The 18,648-nt window shown below is 75.8% G+C and carries 15 protein-coding genes; 5 read left to right on the top strand and 10 right to left on the bottom strand.

Features of this window, described 5'->3' with window-relative positions; genetic code table 11:
- On the bottom strand, positions 1-270 hold a 270-nt coding region (locus IG74_RS0139585), incomplete at its 3' end, for an ATP-binding cassette domain-containing protein (protein ID WP_030687482.1).
- Positions 257-1,177: an ABC transporter permease gene (locus IG74_RS0139580; protein WP_030687480.1), complete on the bottom strand. Its 921-nt coding sequence runs from the start codon at positions 1,175-1,177 to the stop codon at positions 257-259. The genes IG74_RS0139580 and IG74_RS0139585, both read right to left, overlap by 14 nt.
- 163 nt (positions 1,178-1,340) lie before the next feature.
- Between IG74_RS0139580 and IG74_RS0139575 the strand changes: the two genes are divergently transcribed.
- The 4 genes from IG74_RS0139575 to IG74_RS0139560 all read left to right on the top strand — a co-directional run bounded on the left by IG74_RS0139575 (position 1,341) and on the right by IG74_RS0139560 (position 4,079).
- Positions 1,341-1,961: a TetR/AcrR family transcriptional regulator gene (locus IG74_RS0139575; RefSeq protein ID WP_030687478.1), complete on the top strand. Its 621-nt coding sequence runs from the start codon at positions 1,341-1,343 to the stop codon at positions 1,959-1,961.
- Positions 1,962-2,103: 142 nt separating this feature from the next.
- A complete protein-coding gene (locus tag IG74_RS52945) occupies positions 2,104-2,268 on the top strand; it encodes a hypothetical protein (RefSeq protein ID WP_199818958.1) in 165 nt (54 codons plus the stop codon).
- A 9-nt stretch (positions 2,269-2,277) separates the two neighbouring features.
- Positions 2,278-3,447, top strand: a complete 1,170-nt coding sequence (locus tag IG74_RS0139565) for a sensor histidine kinase (protein ID WP_030687475.1) — start codon at positions 2,278-2,280, stop codon at positions 3,445-3,447.
- A complete protein-coding gene (locus IG74_RS0139560; RefSeq protein ID WP_030687473.1) occupies positions 3,435-4,079 on the top strand; it encodes a response regulator transcription factor in 645 nt (214 codons plus the stop codon). The genes IG74_RS0139565 and IG74_RS0139560 overlap by 13 nt, the downstream gene beginning before the upstream one ends.
- A gap of 69 nt (positions 4,080-4,148) precedes the next feature.
- Here IG74_RS0139560 and IG74_RS0139555 read toward each other — a convergent pair whose 3' ends face one another.
- The 6 genes from IG74_RS0139555 to IG74_RS0139530 form a co-directional block, all read right to left on the bottom strand.
- On the bottom strand, positions 4,149-4,487 hold the full coding sequence (locus IG74_RS0139555; protein ID WP_030687471.1) for a hypothetical protein: 339 nt from the start codon (positions 4,485-4,487) through the stop codon (positions 4,149-4,151).
- A 197-nt stretch (positions 4,488-4,684) separates the two neighbouring features.
- Positions 4,685-7,219 carry an ABC transporter permease gene (locus IG74_RS0139550; RefSeq protein WP_030687469.1) on the bottom strand — a complete coding sequence of 845 codons (2,535 nt, stop codon included), beginning with the start codon at positions 7,217-7,219 and terminating at the stop codon, positions 4,685-4,687.
- Entirely contained in the window at positions 7,216-8,001 is a 786-nt protein-coding gene (locus IG74_RS0139545; RefSeq protein ID WP_030687466.1) for an ABC transporter ATP-binding protein, read from the bottom strand. Before IG74_RS0139545 ends, IG74_RS0139550 begins: the two co-directional genes overlap by 4 nt.
- 116 nt (positions 8,002-8,117) lie before the next feature.
- Entirely contained in the window at positions 8,118-9,014 is an 897-nt protein-coding gene (locus IG74_RS0139540) for an NAD(P)-dependent oxidoreductase (protein ID WP_030687464.1), read from the bottom strand.
- A 147-nt stretch (positions 9,015-9,161) separates the two neighbouring features.
- Complete coding sequence (galE, locus tag IG74_RS0139535) at positions 9,162-10,145, bottom strand: UDP-glucose 4-epimerase GalE (RefSeq protein ID WP_030687462.1); 984 nt, start codon at positions 10,143-10,145, stop codon at positions 9,162-9,164.
- A 98-nt stretch (positions 10,146-10,243) separates the two neighbouring features.
- Positions 10,244-11,887 (bottom strand): glycosyltransferase family 2 protein, encoded by a 1,644-nt coding sequence (locus tag IG74_RS0139530; RefSeq protein ID WP_051856347.1) that lies wholly within the window; start codon positions 11,885-11,887, stop codon positions 10,244-10,246.
- A gap of 107 nt (positions 11,888-11,994) precedes the next feature.
- On the opposite strand from IG74_RS0139530, the gene IG74_RS0139525 reads away from it, so the two are divergent.
- Positions 11,995-13,539, top strand: a complete 1,545-nt coding sequence (locus tag IG74_RS0139525) for a glycosyltransferase family 39 protein (protein ID WP_234334605.1) — start codon at positions 11,995-11,997, stop codon at positions 13,537-13,539.
- Here IG74_RS0139525 and IG74_RS0139520 read toward each other — a convergent pair.
- On the bottom strand, positions 13,524-15,104 hold the full coding sequence (locus tag IG74_RS0139520; protein WP_030687457.1) for a hypothetical protein: 1,581 nt from the start codon (positions 15,102-15,104) through the stop codon (positions 13,524-13,526). The two genes, IG74_RS0139525 and IG74_RS0139520, sit on opposite strands and share 16 nt — an antisense overlap.
- Positions 15,101-18,565, bottom strand: coding sequence for a bifunctional glycosyltransferase/CDP-glycerol:glycerophosphate glycerophosphotransferase (locus IG74_RS0139515; protein WP_030687456.1), 3,465 nt, complete (start codon positions 18,563-18,565; stop codon positions 15,101-15,103). Before IG74_RS0139515 ends, IG74_RS0139520 begins: the two co-directional genes overlap by 4 nt.
- Positions 18,566-18,648 lie beyond the last annotated feature (83 nt).

Below are 18,648 nucleotides of genomic sequence, written 5' to 3'. Positions count from 1 at the left end.
CAGCAGCCCCGCGATCGCCCGCAGCAGCGTCGACTTGCCCGACCCGTTCGACCCGATCAACCCGATCGCCTCACCCCGGTACGCGGTGAAACTCACCCCCCGCACCGCGTGCACCTTGCGCACACCCGGCGACTCGCCCCGCCGCACGATCCGGCTCAACGCCGCCGTCGCACTGCCCTTCCCCGTCTTCCCGCCGTTCACCCGGTACACGATGTGCAGCTCGTCGGCGATCACGGTGGGAGTGCGTTCGTGCTGCTCAGCCGCGTCCATAGGTGTCCTCCGCCTTCCAGAAGTAGATGAATCCGCCGACCCCGGCGAGCAGCGCCCAGCCCACGGCCCACGCCCACACGTGCGCGGGCAGCCGGCCCGCGTGGAAGCTGTCGATGAGCGCGAAGCGCATCAGGTCGATGTAGACGGCGGCCGGGTTGGCCTCCAGGAGCGCGGTCAGCGCGCGCGGCAGGTCCCGGTCGGCGAGGACCTTGTCGATGCTCCACATCACCCCGGACGCGTACATCCACGTCCGCAGGACGAACGGCATCAGCTGGGCGACGTCCGGGGTCCGCGCGCCGAGCCGGGCGAGGGCGAGCGCGAGTCCGGCGTTGAAGGTGAACTGGAGCGCGAGCGCGGGCACGGCGAGGAGCCAGGACGCGGTGGGCGGCACGCCGAAGCACAGCAGGATCGCAAGCAGCGCGACCATGGAGAAGAGCAGCTGCTGGAGCTGCTGGAGGCAGTACGAGATCGGCAGCGCGGCCCGGGGGAAGTGCAGCGCGCGCACCAGGCCGAGGTTGCCGGAGACGGCGCGCGTGCCCGCGAGGGCGGACTGCTGCGTGAAGGTGAACACGAAGACGCCGGTGACCAGGAACGGCACGTAGTCGGGCACGTCGTGCTTGGTGTTCATCAGGACGCCGAAGACGAAGTAATAGACGGCCGCGTTGAGCAGCGGCGTCATGACCTGCCAGAGCTGGCCGAGCCTCGCCTGGCTGTACTGGGCGGTGAGCCGGGCGGTGGCGAAGGCCGTGACGAAGTGGCGCCGCTGCCACAGCCGGCGCACATAGGTGCCGAGCGGGACGCGGGCGCCGCTGACCGTGAGGCCGTGGCGGGCGGCGAGCTCGGCGGGCGGCAGGGTCGTGGGCGGGGCCGGGGGCCGGGCGGGGGACTTCTCCAGGACTTGGGTCACGTCCGCTGCTTTCGCTCGGGGGCGCGGGGCGCGGGGGCGCCGACGGGGTGGACGGCACGGGGCGTCTCCACGTCGGGACGGGTCCGTACCGTCGTGACGTCGACAGTAGGACGTCCCGACGTCGGGACGCAACCGTTTCGTCGTCACGCTCTATGCTGTCCCCATGACGACGCGCGACAAGAAGCCGGGTGAGCAGGGCCGCAGGGCACCGGCCGGGGCCGCCGTGCTCCGCGAGGATGTGACCGAGGCCATCCGGGCCGCCGTCTTCGAGGAGCTCGCGGCCGTCGGGTACGCGCGCATGTCGATCGAGGGCATCGCGCGCCGCGCGGGCGTCGGCAAGACCGCCGTCTACCGCCGCTGGCGCTCCAAGCTGCACCTCGTCCTCGACCTGGTGTCGGCGGTCGCGGTCCAGGGCCTGCCCACGCCCGACACCGGCTCCCTGGAGGGCGATCTGCGCCTGCTGTACGAGGTGACGTCGCGCGCCCTGCGCCACCCCGTCGCCTCCCAGGTCATCCCCGACCTGATGGCCGAGGCGGCCCGCAACCCGGAGATCGAGGCGGCCCTGCAGCAGGCGCTCCGCGAGGGCCAGCACGGCGTCGCCAGCGGCATCGTGGCCCAGGCCGCCGCGCGCGGCGAACTGCGCGCGGGCCTGGACGAGGAACTGGCCCTCGACCTGATGTCGGGCCCGCTGTACTGGCGCGCGGTGGTGGTCCGCGGCGAGCTGCCCAAGGGCTATGTGGAGCGCCTGACGGGCGCGACGGCGGCGGCCCTCAAGGCGCTGTAGCCGACGGCGGCCGCCCCGGGGGTGTAGCGGGCTACACCCCCGATCTGGGAGCGTCCTCCCTGGCCCCGCACCCGCCCCGACCGGCAGGGTCGAGACGTACGGAAGTCCTCCGCGACCAGCGGACGCCCCGAAAGGCCTCGTCATGAAGTCCCTGCTCTGGCTCGTGCTCGCTCTCGGCGTGATCGTCAACGCGTTCAGCAGCGTCGTCTTCGACGGCGCGCAGCAGGTCGTCATCAGCGTGATCACCGGCCTCGCCGTCATCGGCTCGATCACGGGCCTGGTCCTGACCCGTGAGCGCCACTCGTAACCTGTGCCCATGCGAGAGACGCTGGAGCGCGCCGACCGCGCGTCCATGCAGCTGTTGGCGGGCGCGGGCCTCGCGCTCGTCTCGTACGTGTTCGTCGGTGTGCTGCTCTTCACGGCCGTCGCGTCCCTCATCGTCGTCGGCCTCGGCGTCCTGCCGGAGACGGTGCTGCTGCTGCGGCGCCTCGCCCGGTTCAAACGGCGGCAGGTCGCGCGCGGGTCCGGCGTCGAGATCCCCGAGGCGTACGCGCCGCTGGACGGTCCGCTCACCGCGCGCGTCCGCACGGCGCTGCGGGACCCCGGCACCTGGCGCGATCTGCGCTGGCTCGTCGCGCACTTCGCGTACGGGCTCGTCCTCTTCTACGCCATGCTCGTGCTCTGGGTCTTCGGCGCCTTCGTCGACGGCGTGTGGTGCGGTCTGCTGCGCCGCAGGGCCCTCGTGCTGCCGCTGCTCGGTCGGCTCGCCGCGCTCGACGCGGCCTGGTCACGGGTGCTGCTCAGGCCCGCGCCGCAGGCCCTGCGCGCCGCCGAACTCGCCGAGCGCGTCGAGGAGCTGACCGCCACGCGAGCGGACGCCGTCGCCGCGCACGGCGCCGAACTGCGCCGCATCGAACGGGACCTGCACGACGGCACGCAGGCCCGCCTGGTCGCCCTCTCGATGCGCGTCGGCCTCGCCAAGCGCGCCTACGACAAGGACCCCGACGCCGCCCGCAAGCTCCTCGACGACGCACAGCAACAGGCCGAGGAGGCCCTCACCGAACTGCGGCACGTGGTCCGCGGCATCCACCCGCCGATCCTGACGGACCGGGGCCTGGTCGGCGCCGTGCGCGCGCTCGCCGCGGGCAGCGGGCTCGCCGTGGCGGTGCGCGACGACGGCGTCGAGGACGGCCCCCGGGCCCCGGCCGCCGTCGAGGCCGCCGCGTACTTCGTGGTCGCCGAGGCCCTCACCAACGCCGCCAAGCACAGCGGGGCCGCGCACGCCTCGGTGGACCTGGCCCGGCAGCGCACGGGCCTGCGGATCGCCGTACGCGACGAGGGGCGCGGGGGCGCGGACGAGACGGGTACCGGCAGCGGACTGCTCGGCATGCGGCGCAGGGTCGCCGCGCTCGACGGGATCATGGAGGTGAACAGCCCCGCCGGGGGGCCGACCGTGATCGAAGTGGAGCTGCCGTGCGTGTGGTGATCGCCGAGGACAACGCCCTGCTGCGGGAAGGCCTCGTGCTGCTGCTCTCGACCTCCGGGCACGAGGTCGCCGCCGTCGCGGCCACCGGGCCCGAGATCCTGCCCGCGCTCCTCGAACACCGGCCCGACGTCGCGGTCCTGGACGTCCGCATGCCGCCCGGCTTCCGCGACGAGGGGCTGCGCGCCGCCCTCGCCGCGCGCCGTGAGCTGCCGGGCCTGCCGGTGCTCGTCCTCTCCCAGTACGTCGAGGAGACGTACGCGGCGGAGCTGCTCGGCGGGGGCGCGGGCGGGGTCGGCTACCTCCTCAAGGACCGGGTCGGGCGGGTCGACGAGTTCCTCGACGCGCTGGAGCGGGTGGCGGGCGGCGGCACCGCGCTCGACCCCGAGGTCGTCACGGAGCTCCTGACCCGGCGGCGGGACGACCCCCTCGACTCCCTCACGCCGCGCGAGCGCGAGGTCCTCCACCTCATGGCCGAAGGGCGGGACAACGCCTCCATCGCCGCCGCGCTCGTGGTCTCCGACCGGGCCGTCAGCAAGCACATCGGCAACGTCTTCCTCAAGCTCGGCCTGCCCCCGTCGGACTCCGGCCACCGGCGCGTCCTCGCGGTCCTGGCGTATCTGAACCGGGGCTGAGCCCTGCCCGTGCCGTGTGGACCCGGCCCGGCACGGGTGTGGCACGGCCCGTGCCGGGGCGGGCCGGGGTCAGCTGAAGACGACGGAGCGGAGCTTCAGCCGGTCGCCCAGGATCTTGCCCGGGTTCATGACGTAGAAGACGTCGCCGTCGCAGTCCGCGTCGACGAACACCGTGGCCACGGACAAGGTGAGGTTCTTGGGCGCGTACGCGGGGATCTCCTCCGTCGCGCCGGGGATGTTGATGCACTCCAGGCTCTTGGGGTTGGCGAGGCCGCCGGGGACGGGATCGCCCGCCGCGTTGCGGTAGGTGTAGAGGAAGTTGCCGGTGGCCGCATTCGAGGGTGTGGGGACGGTGACCACGAGCGCGAGCGCGCCGAGAGCGGAAGCGAGGGTGGTGCGAAGACGCATGGGGACATTCCTCTTTCCTTGGTGGTGTTGACCAGGGGGTCAATCACTCGGCAGCACATCTGCCCCGGAGCCATGGAGCGGTAAGCGGAATCGTTCCGGCGCACGGGGGGGGGATCTTGGGGGCGCGAGGGAGTGCGGCAGCGCACGCCGGGTGTGGCCGCGCGCCAGGTGCCGCTCGCGGCAGCCCCCCCGGCACCTCATGCCCGGGGATAGCGGCCCCGCAGCGCCCCACGGGCGGGCAGGAGCGTGCCCGCGCAGACCGTGGCGGAGGTCAGGGCGACGACGAGCGCGGCCTGGAGGAGCGGCAGGCGCGGGAGGGTCCCGGCCGAGGTGAGCGTGAAGGCAGTGAGGGGGACCAGGGCGACGGCCGTGCCGACGGCGAGGCCCGTGAGCGCGACGGCCCCGGCCTCCAGGCGCAGCATGCGCCGGAGCTGGGCCCGCCCGGCCCCCACCCGCCGCAGCAGCGCGAGCTCGGGCTGCCGCCCCACCCCGATGAGGGCGAGGGTGGACAGCACGGAGAGGGCGGTGAAGCCGCCGGTCGCGGCGACGACGGCCCCGGTGACCACGTCGGCCAGGGCCTGGTCCGCGGGCGCGACCCGCACCGCGTCCCGCACGGCACCGGCTCCCTGGGAGAGCCGCGCCCCGGGCACGGCGGACCGTACCGCGGCCGGGACGCCGGGACGCTCCGCGGCCACCAGGACGCGCCGCTCCCCGGGCCCGCCCCCCGACATGTGGCGGACCAGTTCGTCGCGGGGGAGCAGGAAGTCCCCGAGGCCCAGGCCGCGTTCGTAGACCGCGATGACGCGCGGGCGGACCGCGGTGCCGTCGCCGAGGCGCAGGGACACCGGGGAGCCGACGCCCGCGTCCAGGTCACGGGCGCGCTCCCGGCTGATCGCGACCGTCCCAGGGCGCAGCCGGGCCAGGGCGCCCTCGGTGACGGCGGGGTCCAGGGTCCGGAGCGGGCCGGGGGCCGTCACGCCCAGGACGGGGAGGCGGTCCAGGCGCGGGGAGCCCGCCTCGCTGCGGGCCACGACCACCGTGCTGTGGACGACCTCGGTGGCCGCCCGCACCCCGGGCGCCGCGCGCAGCCGGTCGAGGGCCCCGGCGGGCAGGCCCCCGTCGGCCCGGACGACGAGGTCGGCGCGGACGGCGTCGCGCAGCTGGGCGCCCGCCGCGTGCGTCAGCGTGGCGCCCGCCGACAGCTGGACGCCCATGAAGGCCGTGACGAGGACGACGGGCGTGATCGCCGCGCCCAGACGGCCCGCGGTGGCCGAGCAGTTGGCGGCCGCGAGGTGCCCGCCCGGTCCTCCGGCGCGCCGCAGCGGCCCGCCGAGTACGCACAGCGCGCCGCGCGCGATCCACGGCCCGAGCAGCGCGCACCCGATGACCAGGGCGAGGGCCGCGGCGCTCGCCGCGGCGGCGGCCGCCTGGCCGTGCTGCAGCGCGGCCGTCCCCGCCGAGGTGACGCCGACGCCGAGCAGGACGAGCCCGGTGACGCGGCGGGCGGTCCCCGGCTCCGGCTCGCGCAGGGCCTCGGCCGGGCGCGCCTTCGCCGTGCGCGCGCACGCGAACAGGGCCGCGAGGCGGGCGATGAGGAGCGTCACGCCCGCCGTGCCGAGAGGAAGCGCCAACAGCCAGACGGGAGTGGGCAGTTCCAGGCCGGGCGGCAGCGCGTCGCGGGCGGCGAGCAGGGCGCGCAGACCCGCGTACGCCGGGACGGCGAGCACCGCGCCGAGCAGCCCCGCGGCCACGGCGACGCGGCCCACCTCGCGGCCCACCGCGCCGCGCAGCTGCCGCGGTGTCGCGCCCACGGCCCGCAACAGGCCCAGCTCGTGGGCCCGTTGCCGCAGGGCCTGCGCCACCGTGGAGGAGACGACGAGGAGCGCGACGAGGACCACGGAGCCCGCCACCGCGCCGAGCAGCTCCAGGAGGCCCGCGCGGGCGGGCGCGGCGGCCAGGTGTTCCGCCGCGCCCCGGCCGTTCCCGGTGAGGACGCGCAGCCGGGCCGCGTCGCCCTCGGCCCGGCGGTCCGCGCCGCGCAGGCCCGCCCGCTCCAGGGCCGCGCGCACCCGGTCGTGGACGTCGGCGGTGCGGACGCCGGGCCGCGCCACGACGCCGACGGCGTCCACGGTGCCCGTCCCCGGGGCCAGGCGGCGGGCCTCGGCCGCGGTGAAGTAGACGGCCGACCGGGGGCCGTGCGCGGTGCCGACGACCCGGTACGCCGCCTCGGCGTCGCCGACCCGCAGCAGCACGCGGGACCCGGGGGCGTGGCCGCCGCCCACGACGATCTCGCGGTCGTGCCGGGGCGGGTGTCCGGCGCGCAGCGCGTACGGCGCGAGGCGGGCCGCCTCCCAGGGGCGGCCGGTCGCCGCGCGGCCCCCGGCACCGACGGGGAACACCCGGTCCGCCACCGCGTTCCGCACCCCGGGGACCGCGCGCACCACGTCCAGGGCGCGTTCCGGCACCCGGACGCGCTCGGTGAGCCCGGCCGTGGCCGTCTCGGGCTCGGAGCCCCACGGCTTGGTCGTGTAGCGGGTGTGCTGGTCCCCGGCGACCACGAGGTCGGCGGCGGCGTAGCGCTCCACGCGCGCGTGGCCGAGGCCCGCGGAGGCCACGGCGAGCGCGAACGTGCCGAGCAGGGCCGAGGTGAGCACCAGCGCGGCGAAGACGGCCGCCCAGGCCTTGCGGTGGGTGCGCGCCGCGCGGGCCGCGAGCAGCGACGCCGCCTTCACGCCGCCACCGCCGCATGGCCGACGCGGCGCAGCACGTCCCGCACGCGCGGCGCGTCCGGGCGGTGCAGCGCCGCCACGAGCCGTCCCTGCGCCAGGAACACCGCCTCGTCGCACCAGGCCGCCGCGGCCGGGTCGTGCGTGACCATCACGACGGTGTGGCCGTCGTGGTCCACGGCCTGGCGCAGGAGCGAGAGGACGTCGTGGGCCGTCTCGGGGTCCAGGGCGCCGGTGGGCTCGTCGGCGAAGACGACGGCGGGCTCGGTGACCAGGGCGCGGGCGATCGCGACGCGCTGCTGCTGGCCGCCGGAGAGCTCGGTTGGGCGGTCGTCGGCGCGGTCGGCGAGCCCGACGGCGGCGAGCGCCCGGGTCGCGGGGCCGTGCGGGTCGGCGGCGGCGCCGAGGAGCAGCGGCAGGGCGACGTTCTCGGCGACGCTCAGCGAGGGGACGAGGTTGTGGGTCTGGAAGACGAAGCCGACGCGCTCCCGGCGCAGGTCCGTGAGCCGGGCCTCCTTGAGGCCGTCGAGCGCGACGCCTTCGATCCGTACGGTGCCGGAGGTCGGGCGGTCGAGCCCCGCCGCGCACTGCAGGAGCGTCGACTTGCCCGACCCCGAGGGCCCCATGACCGCGAGGAAGCGGCCGCGCGGCACGACCAGGTCCACGGGGTGCAGGGCCACGAGCGTGCCGCGCCGGTAGGTGCGCCCGACGCCGTCGAGCGTCAGCGCGTGGCTCTCGGTGCGTCGTTCGCCGACCGTCTCCCGCGCGGGGCCGCGCCGCCTGAACATGCCGTACGTCCTCTCCGTGACCGTCGCGGCGATCGCGCCGCCCGCCGGAGGAAACGCTAGGAATCAGGGCCGGTGCGCCGCGAGGGAGCGCGGTACCGGAGCGAGGGTGGAGCCTGCTACACCCCCGGGTGTCCGGCGGGGTCGCGCAACAGCTCCACCAGGGCCGAGATGCTCTGGTCGCCGCGGCCCTCGGCCATCGCCCGGCGCAGCAGGTCGTGCATCGGCCCGTGCCAGCGCACGTCGAGGCCGTTCTCGGTGCCGATCTCCTCGTCGTACGGGATGCCCGCGTGGAAGATCTCGACGGAGGAGAGCGGGTCGGCGTAGTCGCCGCGGTCGATCTCCGCCGCGTAGTGCGGCAGCAGGGAGATGATCATCTCCAGCCACTTCTCGGTGTGCGGCACCAGCGTCTCCGCCTTCAGGCCGCGCGCGGTGACGAGGGCGGCGCCCTGGAAGAAGCCGAGCAGGGCGGGCAGCAGGGTGCCGCCGACGGCCAGCTCGTACAGGGCGGCGAGGTCCGGCTCCGGGCCGAGGAACTGGGTGTCGCCGCCCAGGACGCGCAGCGTCTGCTCGTGCTCGTCGAACACGGCCCGGTCGCCGCCGTAGTACAGCAGGGTGTCGGGCTTGCCGACGGCCGTCGGCACGTTCTTGACCGCGCCGTCGAGGAAGCGGGCGCCGTGCCCGGTGGCCCAGGAGGCCATGGTGCGGGCGCCGGACGGACTGCCGGAGTTGAGGGTGACCAGGGCGCGCCCGGCGAGCTCGGCGGCGGCCGGTGCCAGGGCGGCGAGGGTCGCGTCGTACGTCGTCAGGCAGACGACGGTCAGTGGGCTCGCGGCGACGGCCGCGCGGATGTCGGGGGCGTGCGCGGCGCCCTGCTCGACGAGGGGCGCGGCCTTCTCGGGGCTGCGGTTCCAGACGGTGGTGGGATGCCCGGCCGCGAGGTAGGCCGAGGCGAGCGCGGCGCCCATGGCGCCGAGTCCGACGACGGTCACGGGCGTGCGGGCAGGCGTGGGCATGGGGGCTCCAATGCTGGGGTGGGGTGGGGGCGTTGACCGCTCACCCCAGCCTGGATTCAGCTGTCGCGTTCCTCAAGTACCCACTATTTAGTGGGGTACTTACCGTTCGGTGCGCGTGGCGGGGCGCCTGCGCGCCCGGCGGGTCGCTTACGCGCGCTCCGCCTCGGGGTGCAGCCGCAGCCAGCCCGCCCACGCCGACTCGACCATCTCGCGCACGTCCCGCTTGGCCGACCAGCCGAGCTCGGCCGTGATGCGGTCGGCGGCGGCGACGACGCGCGCCGGGTCGCCCGCGCGGCGCGCGGTGACCTCGGCGGGGACGGCGTACCCGGTGACGTCGGCGATGAGGTCGACCATCTCGCGGACCGAGACGCCTTCGCCCTTGCCGATGTTGAGGGTCAGATCGGTGCCCTCGGGCACTTCGGTGAGGCGCCGGGCGGCGGCCACGTGGGCCTCGGCGACGTCGCTGATGTGGATGTAGTCGCGCACGCAGGTGCCGTCGGGCGTGGGGTAGTCGGCGCCGAAGATCCGCGGGGCCTCGCCGTGGGTGAGCTTCTCGAAGACCATCGGGACGATGTTGTAGACGCCGGTGTCGGCCAGGTCGGGGGAGGCCGCCCCCGCCACGTTGAAGTAGCGCAGGCAGGCCGTGCGCAGGCCCGTGGCGCGGCCCGTGGCGCGGGCCAGCCACTCGCCCGCGAGCTTCGTCTCGCCGTACGGGCTCATCGGCAGGCAGGGCGTTTCCTCGGTGACGAGGTCGACGTCCGGCATGCCGTACACCGCGGCGGACGACGACAGGACGAAGGCCGGGACGCCCGCGTCCGTCATGGTCTCCAGGAGGACCCTGAGCCCTTCCACGTTCTCGCGGTAGTAGCGCAGGGGCTGCTCCACGGACTCGCCGACCTGCTTCTTGGCGGCGAGGTGGATGACGCCGGTGACCTCGTGCTCCGCCAGGGCGCGGGCGAGCGGCCCGGCGTCCAGGGTCGAGCCGGTCACGAGCGGCACGTCGGCGGGCAGGCGCGCGGCGATGCCGGTGGACAGGTCGTCGTAGACCACCGTCCGCTCGCCCGCCTCGGTCATGGCGCGTACGACATGTGCGCCGATGTAGCCGGCGCCGCCGGTGATCAGCCAGGTCATGGTCAGCTCGTCCCGTCGTGTCGTCTGTCGTGTCGTTCGTCGTCTGTCGTGGGTCGTCCCGGAAGGTGCAGTCTCGCAGAGGCGGGGTGAGGGGTGTGTCAGTGGGCGTTTCCTCCCGGGCGCAGAGCGCGCAGCAGGCGCCCGAGCCGCCGCCGCGCGACCCCGGCGACGCCGAGCGCGCCCGGCGCGAGCCGCACGGCCAGGTTCCCGGCCTGGGTCGCGTACGGCTGGACGAGCAGGACGCCGCGCCGCCCGTTCGGCACCACCGTGCGGCGCAGCAGGCCGGGTCCGGTCAGCGCCCGGGCCGTGGTCTCGCGGGTCGTGCCGTCGTCGAAGAGCAGCCGCACCCGCAGGTCGAAGACGCCGGTGTCGAGCGCGCCGAGGTCGAGGCGCATCTCCGCCTCCCAGGTGCCGTCCGGCGCCACGGGGCCGAACGCGGCCGTGCGGCGCAGGCCAGGGCGGCCGCCGTCCCGGGGCACGAGCTCCACGTCGACCACGCCGGGACCGGCCTGTGCCACCCGCCCGTACAGCTCGTGCAGGCGCAGCCGCAGCGTGCCCGCGCGCGGGCGCAGCTCGGCGTCGACGGCGAGCGGGAGCAGCCGCAGCGGGCGGTGGAGGAGGTGGTCGAGGGTGATCTGCGGCAGGTCGTCGGACCAGACGGGGGTGGCGTCGGCCGCGCGCGCGTATGGCGGGGCGAGCCGGGCCGGGCGCGCGGCCACCTGCTGGAGCCGGGCCAGGTCGCGGGGGTGCGGCGAGGCGAGCAGGACCCGGGCGATGACGCGTCCGGGCGCGGGCGCGGCCTCCAGGTCGGCGGCGTCGAACTCCGTCAGGTACGCGCGCGTGAGCGCCCACCACTCGCGCTGGTACGCCGTGCCGCGCGCGGGCAGCTCGCGGGTGTACATGCGCAGGGAGTGGTCGAGGAACTTGGCGCGGGCCGCCCGCGCGAGCGCCTTGCCGCCGCTGTCCCCGGACGCGCGCAGGATGTCCACGGCCTGGCGGTGGGCGCCGACGCGGGCCTTCCAGTTGGCGATCCCGGACCGGTCGAGGGAGATCGACAGCTTGGCGGCGGCGCGCCGCACGTGCCACACGTAGACGGGGTCGGGGACGAGCGCGATGCGCGGCGCGGCGGCCAGGACGCGGGCGCCGAAGACGAAGTCCTCGTAGAGGAAGCGCCCTTCGGGGAAGCGGACGCCGTGCTCGCGCAGGAAGTCGGTGCGGTAGAGCTTGTTGACGCAGAGCGTGTCGTGGACCAGGCGCGGGCGCAGCTCGGGGCGGGCGACGAGCGCGGGCTTGCGGTACAGCTCGGGCTGCCAGGGCACCTCGCGCCCGGACGGCAGCTCGCGGCGCACGCACAGCCCGGACGCGACCTCGGCGCCGTGCCGCGCGGCGGCCGCGAGCAGGGCCTCGGCCGCGCCGGGCGGCAGCACGTCGTCGCTGTCGAGGAACATCACGTAGTCGCCGGTCGCGGCGTCGATCCCGGCGTTGCGCGGGGCGCCGCAGCCGCCGCTGTTGGCCGCGCGGCGCAGCACCTTGAGGCGTGGCTCGGTGTCGGCGAGGTCGTGCAGGACCGCGAGGCTGTCGTCCGTCGAGCAGTCGTCGACGGCGATCACCTCCCGTACGACGGGGCCCTGGGCGAGTGCGGAGCGCACCGCGTCCGGGAGGTGCGGGGCGTCGTTGTAGCCGATCACGACGACGGTGACACACGGGGCCGACGGCTGCGCCTGAGGTGAATTCCGTTCCACAAAGGAAATGTTAGATGTTGCCAGGAATTATCCGATTAAGGGCCCGTGGCGGGGCGTCTGTGGCATGTGCGGTTAATACCGGGCAGATCCGAGCAAAGCTCTTCTTCGTGCAGGTCACGCAGGTCACGCAGGTCACGCAGGTCACGCAGGTCACGCGGGTCAAGCAGGGCACGGGACGGCAGCGGCCGGAGCGGCTCCGGGGAGCGGCCGTCGTCCTCGTGCCCGCCCTCGTCATGCTCGCCGTCGGCCTGTGGGGCGTCGAGCGCGGCAACGTCTGGCGCGACGAGGGCGTCACCCTCCAGGTGGCGAGCCGCTCCCTGCCCGAGATCTGGCGGCTGCTGCGCACCGTCGACGCCGTGCACGGCCTCTACTACCTGCTCATGCACACCGTGCTCCCGGCCGGCGCGGGCGAGCTCGCGCTGCGGCTTCCCTCCGTGCTCGCGGCGGCCGCCACCGCCGGGCTCGTCGCCGCCCTCGGGGCGCGTCTCGCCCGCCCGCGCGTCGGCCTGTGGGCGGGGCTCCTGTACGCGGTGACGCCGCTCGCCGGGCAGTACGCGCAGCAGGGCAGGTCGTACGCGCTGGTCGCCGCCGGGGCCGCCCTGGCCACGCTGCTGCTCGTCCGGGCCGCCGAACGGCCCGCGCGGCCGGGCCCCTGGTGCGCGTACGCCGCCGCGGCCGCCGCCACCGCGCTGCTGCACGAACTCGCCGCCCTGCTGCTCGCCGCGCACGCCGTGACGCTGCTGCTCGCCCGCGCGGCGCCCCGCGCACGGCGGGCCTGGGCGGGCGCGGCGGGCCTGGCCGCGCTGCCGCTCGTGCCGCTCGCCCTCGTCTCGCACCGGCAGGCGGCGCAGGTCGGCTGGCTGCGGCCGCCCGACGGCACGGCCGCGGTGCGGCTCCTGCGGGAGTTCACCGGGCCCACGCTCGCGGTCGTCGCCGCCGAACTCGCCCTCGCCGCGCTCGCCCTGTGCGGGCCCTGGCCGCGCCGCCGCGCCGGGCTGTCCCTCCAGGCGGTGGCGCTTCCGCTGCTCGTCGTACCGCCCGTCGCGCTGCTCGCGGTGTCGCAGCAGTGGCCGCTGTACCACGCGCGGTACGTGCTGTTCGCGCTCGCGGGCGGGCCGCTGCTGGTGGCGGCGGGCGCCGACCGGGCGGTGCGGGCGCTCCCGGGCGGGTGCGGGCGCGGCGCCGTGGCCGCCGCAGGGGCGCTCGCCGTCGGCTGCGTCTTCTGGTGGCAGTTCCCCCTGCACCGCAGCGACCGGGCCGCAGGGCGCGGCGAGGACCACGCCGCGCTCGCCGCCGTGGCCGCCCGCGAACTGCGCCCCGGCGACCCGGTCCTGTACCTGCCGCTGATCGCCCGCCGCGTCCCGCTCACCTACCCCGACGCCTTCCGCGGCGTACGGGACGTGGCCCTGCGGACGCCGGGCGCCGCGTCCGGCACGCTCTACGGCCGCGAGGCCGACCCCGCCGAACTGCGGCGCAGGCTCACGGGCGTGGACCGCCTGTGGGTGCTCTCCGAGGCGGGCCCGCTGCGCGGCGCGGCCGGTGACCGGGACGGCGCGGAGGGCGTCAAGCTCGGTGTGCTGCGCCGGGAGTTCACCCGGCGCGCCGAGTACGTGACCGTCGGCGGGGCGCTGCGGCTCTACGTCCGCCGCTGACCCGCGCCGCCGACCCGGGCCAGGACCTCTCCCGTACGCGGCCCCCACGCCACCACCACCGCCTCCGGCGGCACCCGCTGCGCCGGGTCGAGCAGCAGCCAGCGCACGTCGTAGCGGCGGACGACGGCGGCGCGCTCGGCGCGGGTCGAGTCCGGCGCGAGGTACGCCCGCACCGCGCGCAGGCGCCGCTGGCGCGCCTCCTCGGCGAGCGAGGTGTCCGGCCAGGCGGGCGCGACCAGGTTGGCGCCGAAGGCGGGGAGCGAACGCGTGGGCCGGTAGCCGTCGGTGAGCACCACGTCGCCGGGGTGCATCCGGGCCGTCGCCCAGGCGTAGCCGGGCCAGCGCGGCGGCTGGTCGAAGCCGACCGGGTCGAGGGCGCGGGGCACCACCGCGCCCGCCTGGACCTGGCAGAACCCGACGGCCGCCCCGAGCGCGGTGGCCCCCGCGAGCGCGGCGCGGCGCGTCCCCCACGGGCGCGGTGCCGCCAGCTCGACGGCCAGGGCGAACTGGAGGGGGACCAGGGTCAGGCCGAGGATGCGGCCGTACGTGTAGTGGCCGCTGAGCCAGCCGTAGGCGACGACCGCGCAGTCCAGGGCGAACATCAGGACGAGGGGGTCTCTGCGGTCGCGGCGCCAGCGGGCCGCCAGGGCCGGGAGGCCCAGGGCCGCCAGCCAGAAGCGCGCGGGCATCTCCGTGTAGAGCTGTCGGTGGATGCCGTCGACGCTTTGGTCTCCGACCAGGGTGAACGGGTTGAAGTAGGGCCAGGTGATCGCCATGGCCACGGCTGTCGTGACGGCCAGGGCCCAGTGGAACAGCGCGGGGCGCTGTCGTGCTGCGCCCACCCGTGCCGCCCTGCGGCACGATTGCCCGCAGCGAGTACTCGGCCGCACGCCGCTGACAGCGAACGACGCCACCCCGATCACCGCCGCCACCGACGAGATCGGGTGGATGAGCAGGATCAGGCCGCACAGCGCGCCCAGGCCCCCGTACCCCCACGGCGACTTCGGGGGCGTGGCTGACCAGGACCAGGCCCAGAAGGTCAGGCCGATGGCGAAGGTCGACGGGTAGCCGAGGTTGCCCGTCATCGACATCAGGCCGAGGTAGCCGCTCCACCAGGCCGTGCGGGTGCCCCACAGGAGGACCATCGCGGCGAGGGCCAGGACCGGGGCCCAGGCCCGTGGGGTGAGGGCGCGGACGAAGCGGGCGAGTCCGGTGAGCAGGACGAGCAGGTTGAGCGGGCCGGACAGCTTGACCGTCTCCCAGCCGGTCAGGCCGGTGGCCTCGGCGAACAGGGCCTGGGCGACGGCGTACGGCGAGTAGTACGCGCTGCCGTCGCCCGGCAGGTCCGCCATCGGGTGGGCGGGGTGGAGCAGATCGGCCTTGAGGCGTTCGACGACCGCCGCGTGCTGGCCGAAGTCGCAGCACATCGGGACGCGCCAGTACGCGAGCGTCATGCCGAGCCAGAACAGGCCGCCGAACACCAGGAACGGCGTCGGCCGCCACAGCCGTCCCGCGCCGGACGCGGTGGCCCCCGCCGGGGCGCGCCGGGTCAGGAGCGCGGTCACCGCATGAGCCTCTCCGCGACGCGGGCCGCCGCCCGGCCGTCGTCGAGGTCGCAGTACTCCTTGCGGAAGGACGCGTAGGCCGGGGCGTGCCGGGCGGTGACCGAGTCGAGGTCGCGCAGGGCGGCCACGACGTCGGCGGTGGAGGCGAGCAGCGGCCCTGGGGCGCGGGTCTCGAAGTCGAGGTAGAAGCCGCGCACGGTGTCGCGGTAGTGCTCCAGGTCGTAGGTGTGGAAGAGCATCGGGCGGCCGGTGTGCGCGAAGTCGAACATCAGGGACGAGTAGTCGGTGACCAGGACGTCGGCGACGAGCAGGAGTTCGGCGGCGCGGGGGTGGGAGCTGACGTCGCGGACGAAGGGGGCGCGGGCGCCGGGCAGCCGGCCCGAGGTGAGCGGGTGCTTGCGGACGAGCAGGACGTGGTCGTCGCCGAGGGCGTGCTCGGCGGCGCGGAAGTCGAGGGCGGCCTCGTAGCGGAAGCGGCCGGGCGCGGCGGCGAGGTGGTCGCGGTACGTCGGCGCGTACAGGACGACCCGCTTGTCCGGGGCGAGGCCGAGGTCGCGCCGCACGCGCGCGGCGACCTCGGCGCGGTCGGCGGCGAACAGCAGGTCGTTGCGCGGCGACCCGGCCTCCAGGACCTCCCCGTCGTAGGCGAGGGCGCGGCCCAGGTGCCCGGTGGCGAAGCGGTTGGGGGAGACCAGGACGTCCCACTGCCGGGCCAGGCGCGGCAGCGCGTCGAGGTGGCCGTGGTCGGCGTACAGCGTGTCGGTCAGGTCGGTGCCGACGCGCTTGAGCGGGGCGCCGTGCCAGGTCTGCACGACGGTCTGGCCCGCGCGCCGCTCGAAGAAGTCCGGCAGGTGGCCCGCGGTGACGACGCGGCGGCAGCGGGCCAGGGCCTCGTACCAGGCGGCGCTGTGCTCCTCCACGCCGCGCGCGCCGGGCGGCACCGGCGTCTGCTGGTCGTGGGTGACCCACAGGTGCTCGACGTCGGCGCCGCGCCGCACGAGTTCGTCGTGGACGGCGCGCGGCGAGTCGCCGTCGAAGTACAGGACCGCGTCGCGCAGGGACTTGGCGCGCTCGCGCGGGTAGTGCTCGGTGCGCAGCCGGTGGCGCCGGTGCGCGCCGCGTTCGGCGCGCGCGAGCACGGACCCGGCCTCGATCAGGAGCCGGTCGCCGAAGCGCCGGTCGAGGGTGAACTCCCGGCCTTCGAGGGTGCAGTGGTCCGGCAGGGCCGCGCCGAGGGAGGCGAGGACCCGCACCGGCACGCCGGGGCCGCCGTGGCAGGGCTCCCGCAGGAAGGCGTACCAGCGGCCCTGGCGCAGCAGGCCGCCGCCGGGTGCGAGGGTCGCGCGGAAGCGGCCGCCGACGCGCTCCACGGGCACGGTCACCTCGTCGTCGCGGCCGCTGTGGCGCAGCACGAGTTCGGCCGTGGGCCAGCTGGCGGGCGTGGCCGTGCCCTCGATCGTGAGGCCGCCTCCGTCCGTCCAGGCCACGCGGTCGGCGACGGGCTGCCGGGTGAGTTCGACGACGAGGCGGCCCTGGTCGTCGGCGGTGGCGCACAGCTCGCGGCCCGGCCGGGACGCGTACCGGCCCGGCGGCAGGCCGAGGGCGGCGGCGAGCGGAGCCTCCTTGCCGTCCGGCAGTTCGAGCCGGGCCTGCCAGCGGTCGCCGTGCGGGGGCTCGACCTGGGCGGGCGCGTGCTGCGGCGCGGGCGGCACGTCCTCCAGGTCGGCGAGGCGGATCCGGGCGTCGAAGCGGTCGCCGCCGACCGTCACCGGGTAGCTGAACTCCGCCCGGCCGTTGCTCAGGCGCAGGGTCCGCGGCCGTGCGGGTCCGGTGAGGGTGCCGGTGAGCACGACGTCGCCGCCGTCGAGGCGGTGGGCGTCCACGCGCGCGGCGTACTCCTGGATCCGCAGGACGAGCCGCCCCTTGCTGAAACCCGCCGTCAGCCGGAGCCCGTCGTCGAGGTCGCGGACCAGGGACTGGGTGCTCGCGCCGTCCTGGGCGCGCACGGCGGCGCGCCGCACCGAGCCGTGGCCCGCGAGGACCACGCCGAACAGCCAGTTCCCCGGCTGCCAGCGGCCGCCGGTCTTCAGGCGCTCGGGGTCGACGGTCATCTCGAAGCCGGACAGGTCGTAGCTGTGCAGCTGCTGCCGCGAGGCCTCGGTGGCCTCGGGCATGGCGACGGTGCGGGTGGGCACGCGGCGGAACCGGCCCTTGCTGTGGGCGGACTTGAGGATCCCGGTCTTCACGCTCCTGGTGGGGCGGTCGGCCGGGAGGTTGCGCACGTACGCGTAGCCGCTGACGCGCAGCTTCCCCCCGTCGTCCCACGCGGCCTCGCGCAGCCGGGCCACGACGGGCAGTTCGCCGCGGCCGAGCCGGGTCAGCTCGCGCGGCAGCGCGCCGACGCCGGGGAACGCGGCGTGCCGCCTGCGGGCGCCGCGGACCGTGAACACGCCCTTGCCGCCGCGCCGTTCGCGGGCGAGCAGCTCGATCAGCTCGTCGGTGCGCCGCTCGCGCACCAGCTGCCACTTCACCCGCAGGTCCACGGGGAGCCGCCGGGTGAGCTCCGGCTCGGCGGCGGCCAGGAACTCCGCGGTGCCGTCGAGGAAGGCGGCCCGGTACTCGGGCCCGCCCATCGGCAGGCCTTCCAGGAAGTACACGAAGTCGTCGCGCAGACAGGACGCGTCGTACGTCGCCTTCAGCGCGGGCGCGTGCCCGCCGAGGAAGGCGCTGACGTGCGCGCAGGCCGCGATCCGGTCGCGCACGCCCTTGACGTCGGTGCGCCGCCGCGTGATGGAGCCCTCGCGGACCCGCCAGTAGTAGACGTGCTCGCTCAGCACGTCCACGGCGTCGGCGAGGAAGTGCGCGGGGATCATCACCGGCGTGTCCTCGTACAGCCGGCCCTCGGGGAAGGCGAAGCCGTGCCGGTCCCAGAACGCCCTGCGGAACACCTTGTTCCAGGCGACGCGGTCGGCGAGCAGCGCCAGGTCGCGGCCGATGTGGGTGCGGGTGCGCGGCTCGGTGAGCCACTGGTACTGCCAGGCCTGCGAGCGGCCGCGCTCGGTGAGCCGCCACACGTTGCCGGTGGCGAAGTCGGAGCCGCTCGCGTCCAGGCTCGCGATCATGCGGGCGTACGCGCCGTGCGGCACGACGTCGTCGCTGTCGACGAACGTCAGATACGTGGCGCCCGGATTCGCGTGCCGCACGCCGGTGTTGCGGGCGGCGCTCAGACCCGCGTTGGGCTGGCGCACGTAGACGAAGCGCGGGTCGCGGGCGGCGAAGGCGCGCGCGATGTCCGGGCTCGCGTCGGTGGAGCCGTCGTCGACGAGGACGACCTCCAGACCGCCCGAGGATCCGGAGCCGTCGTCGGGGCCCGGGGTCTGCCGGGCGATCGACTCCAGGCACTCCTCAAGGAACTCCTCGACGTTGTAGATGGGTACGACGACGCTGAGTCGGGGCTGCACGGCGACCGGCCTTTCCTGGGCACAGAGGGGTAATACGTCCATTACGGCCGTATCCATCCCGTTTGCCCGGTCGTGTCGCCCTT

It is taken from the genome of Streptomyces sp. NRRL B-1347 (genome assembly GCF_000720325.1).
Classification (GTDB): Bacteria; Actinomycetota; Actinomycetes; order Streptomycetales; family Streptomycetaceae; genus Streptomyces.
The sequence above is the reverse complement of the archived record's forward strand: the minus strand, read 5'-3'. Positions and strand labels throughout refer to the sequence as shown.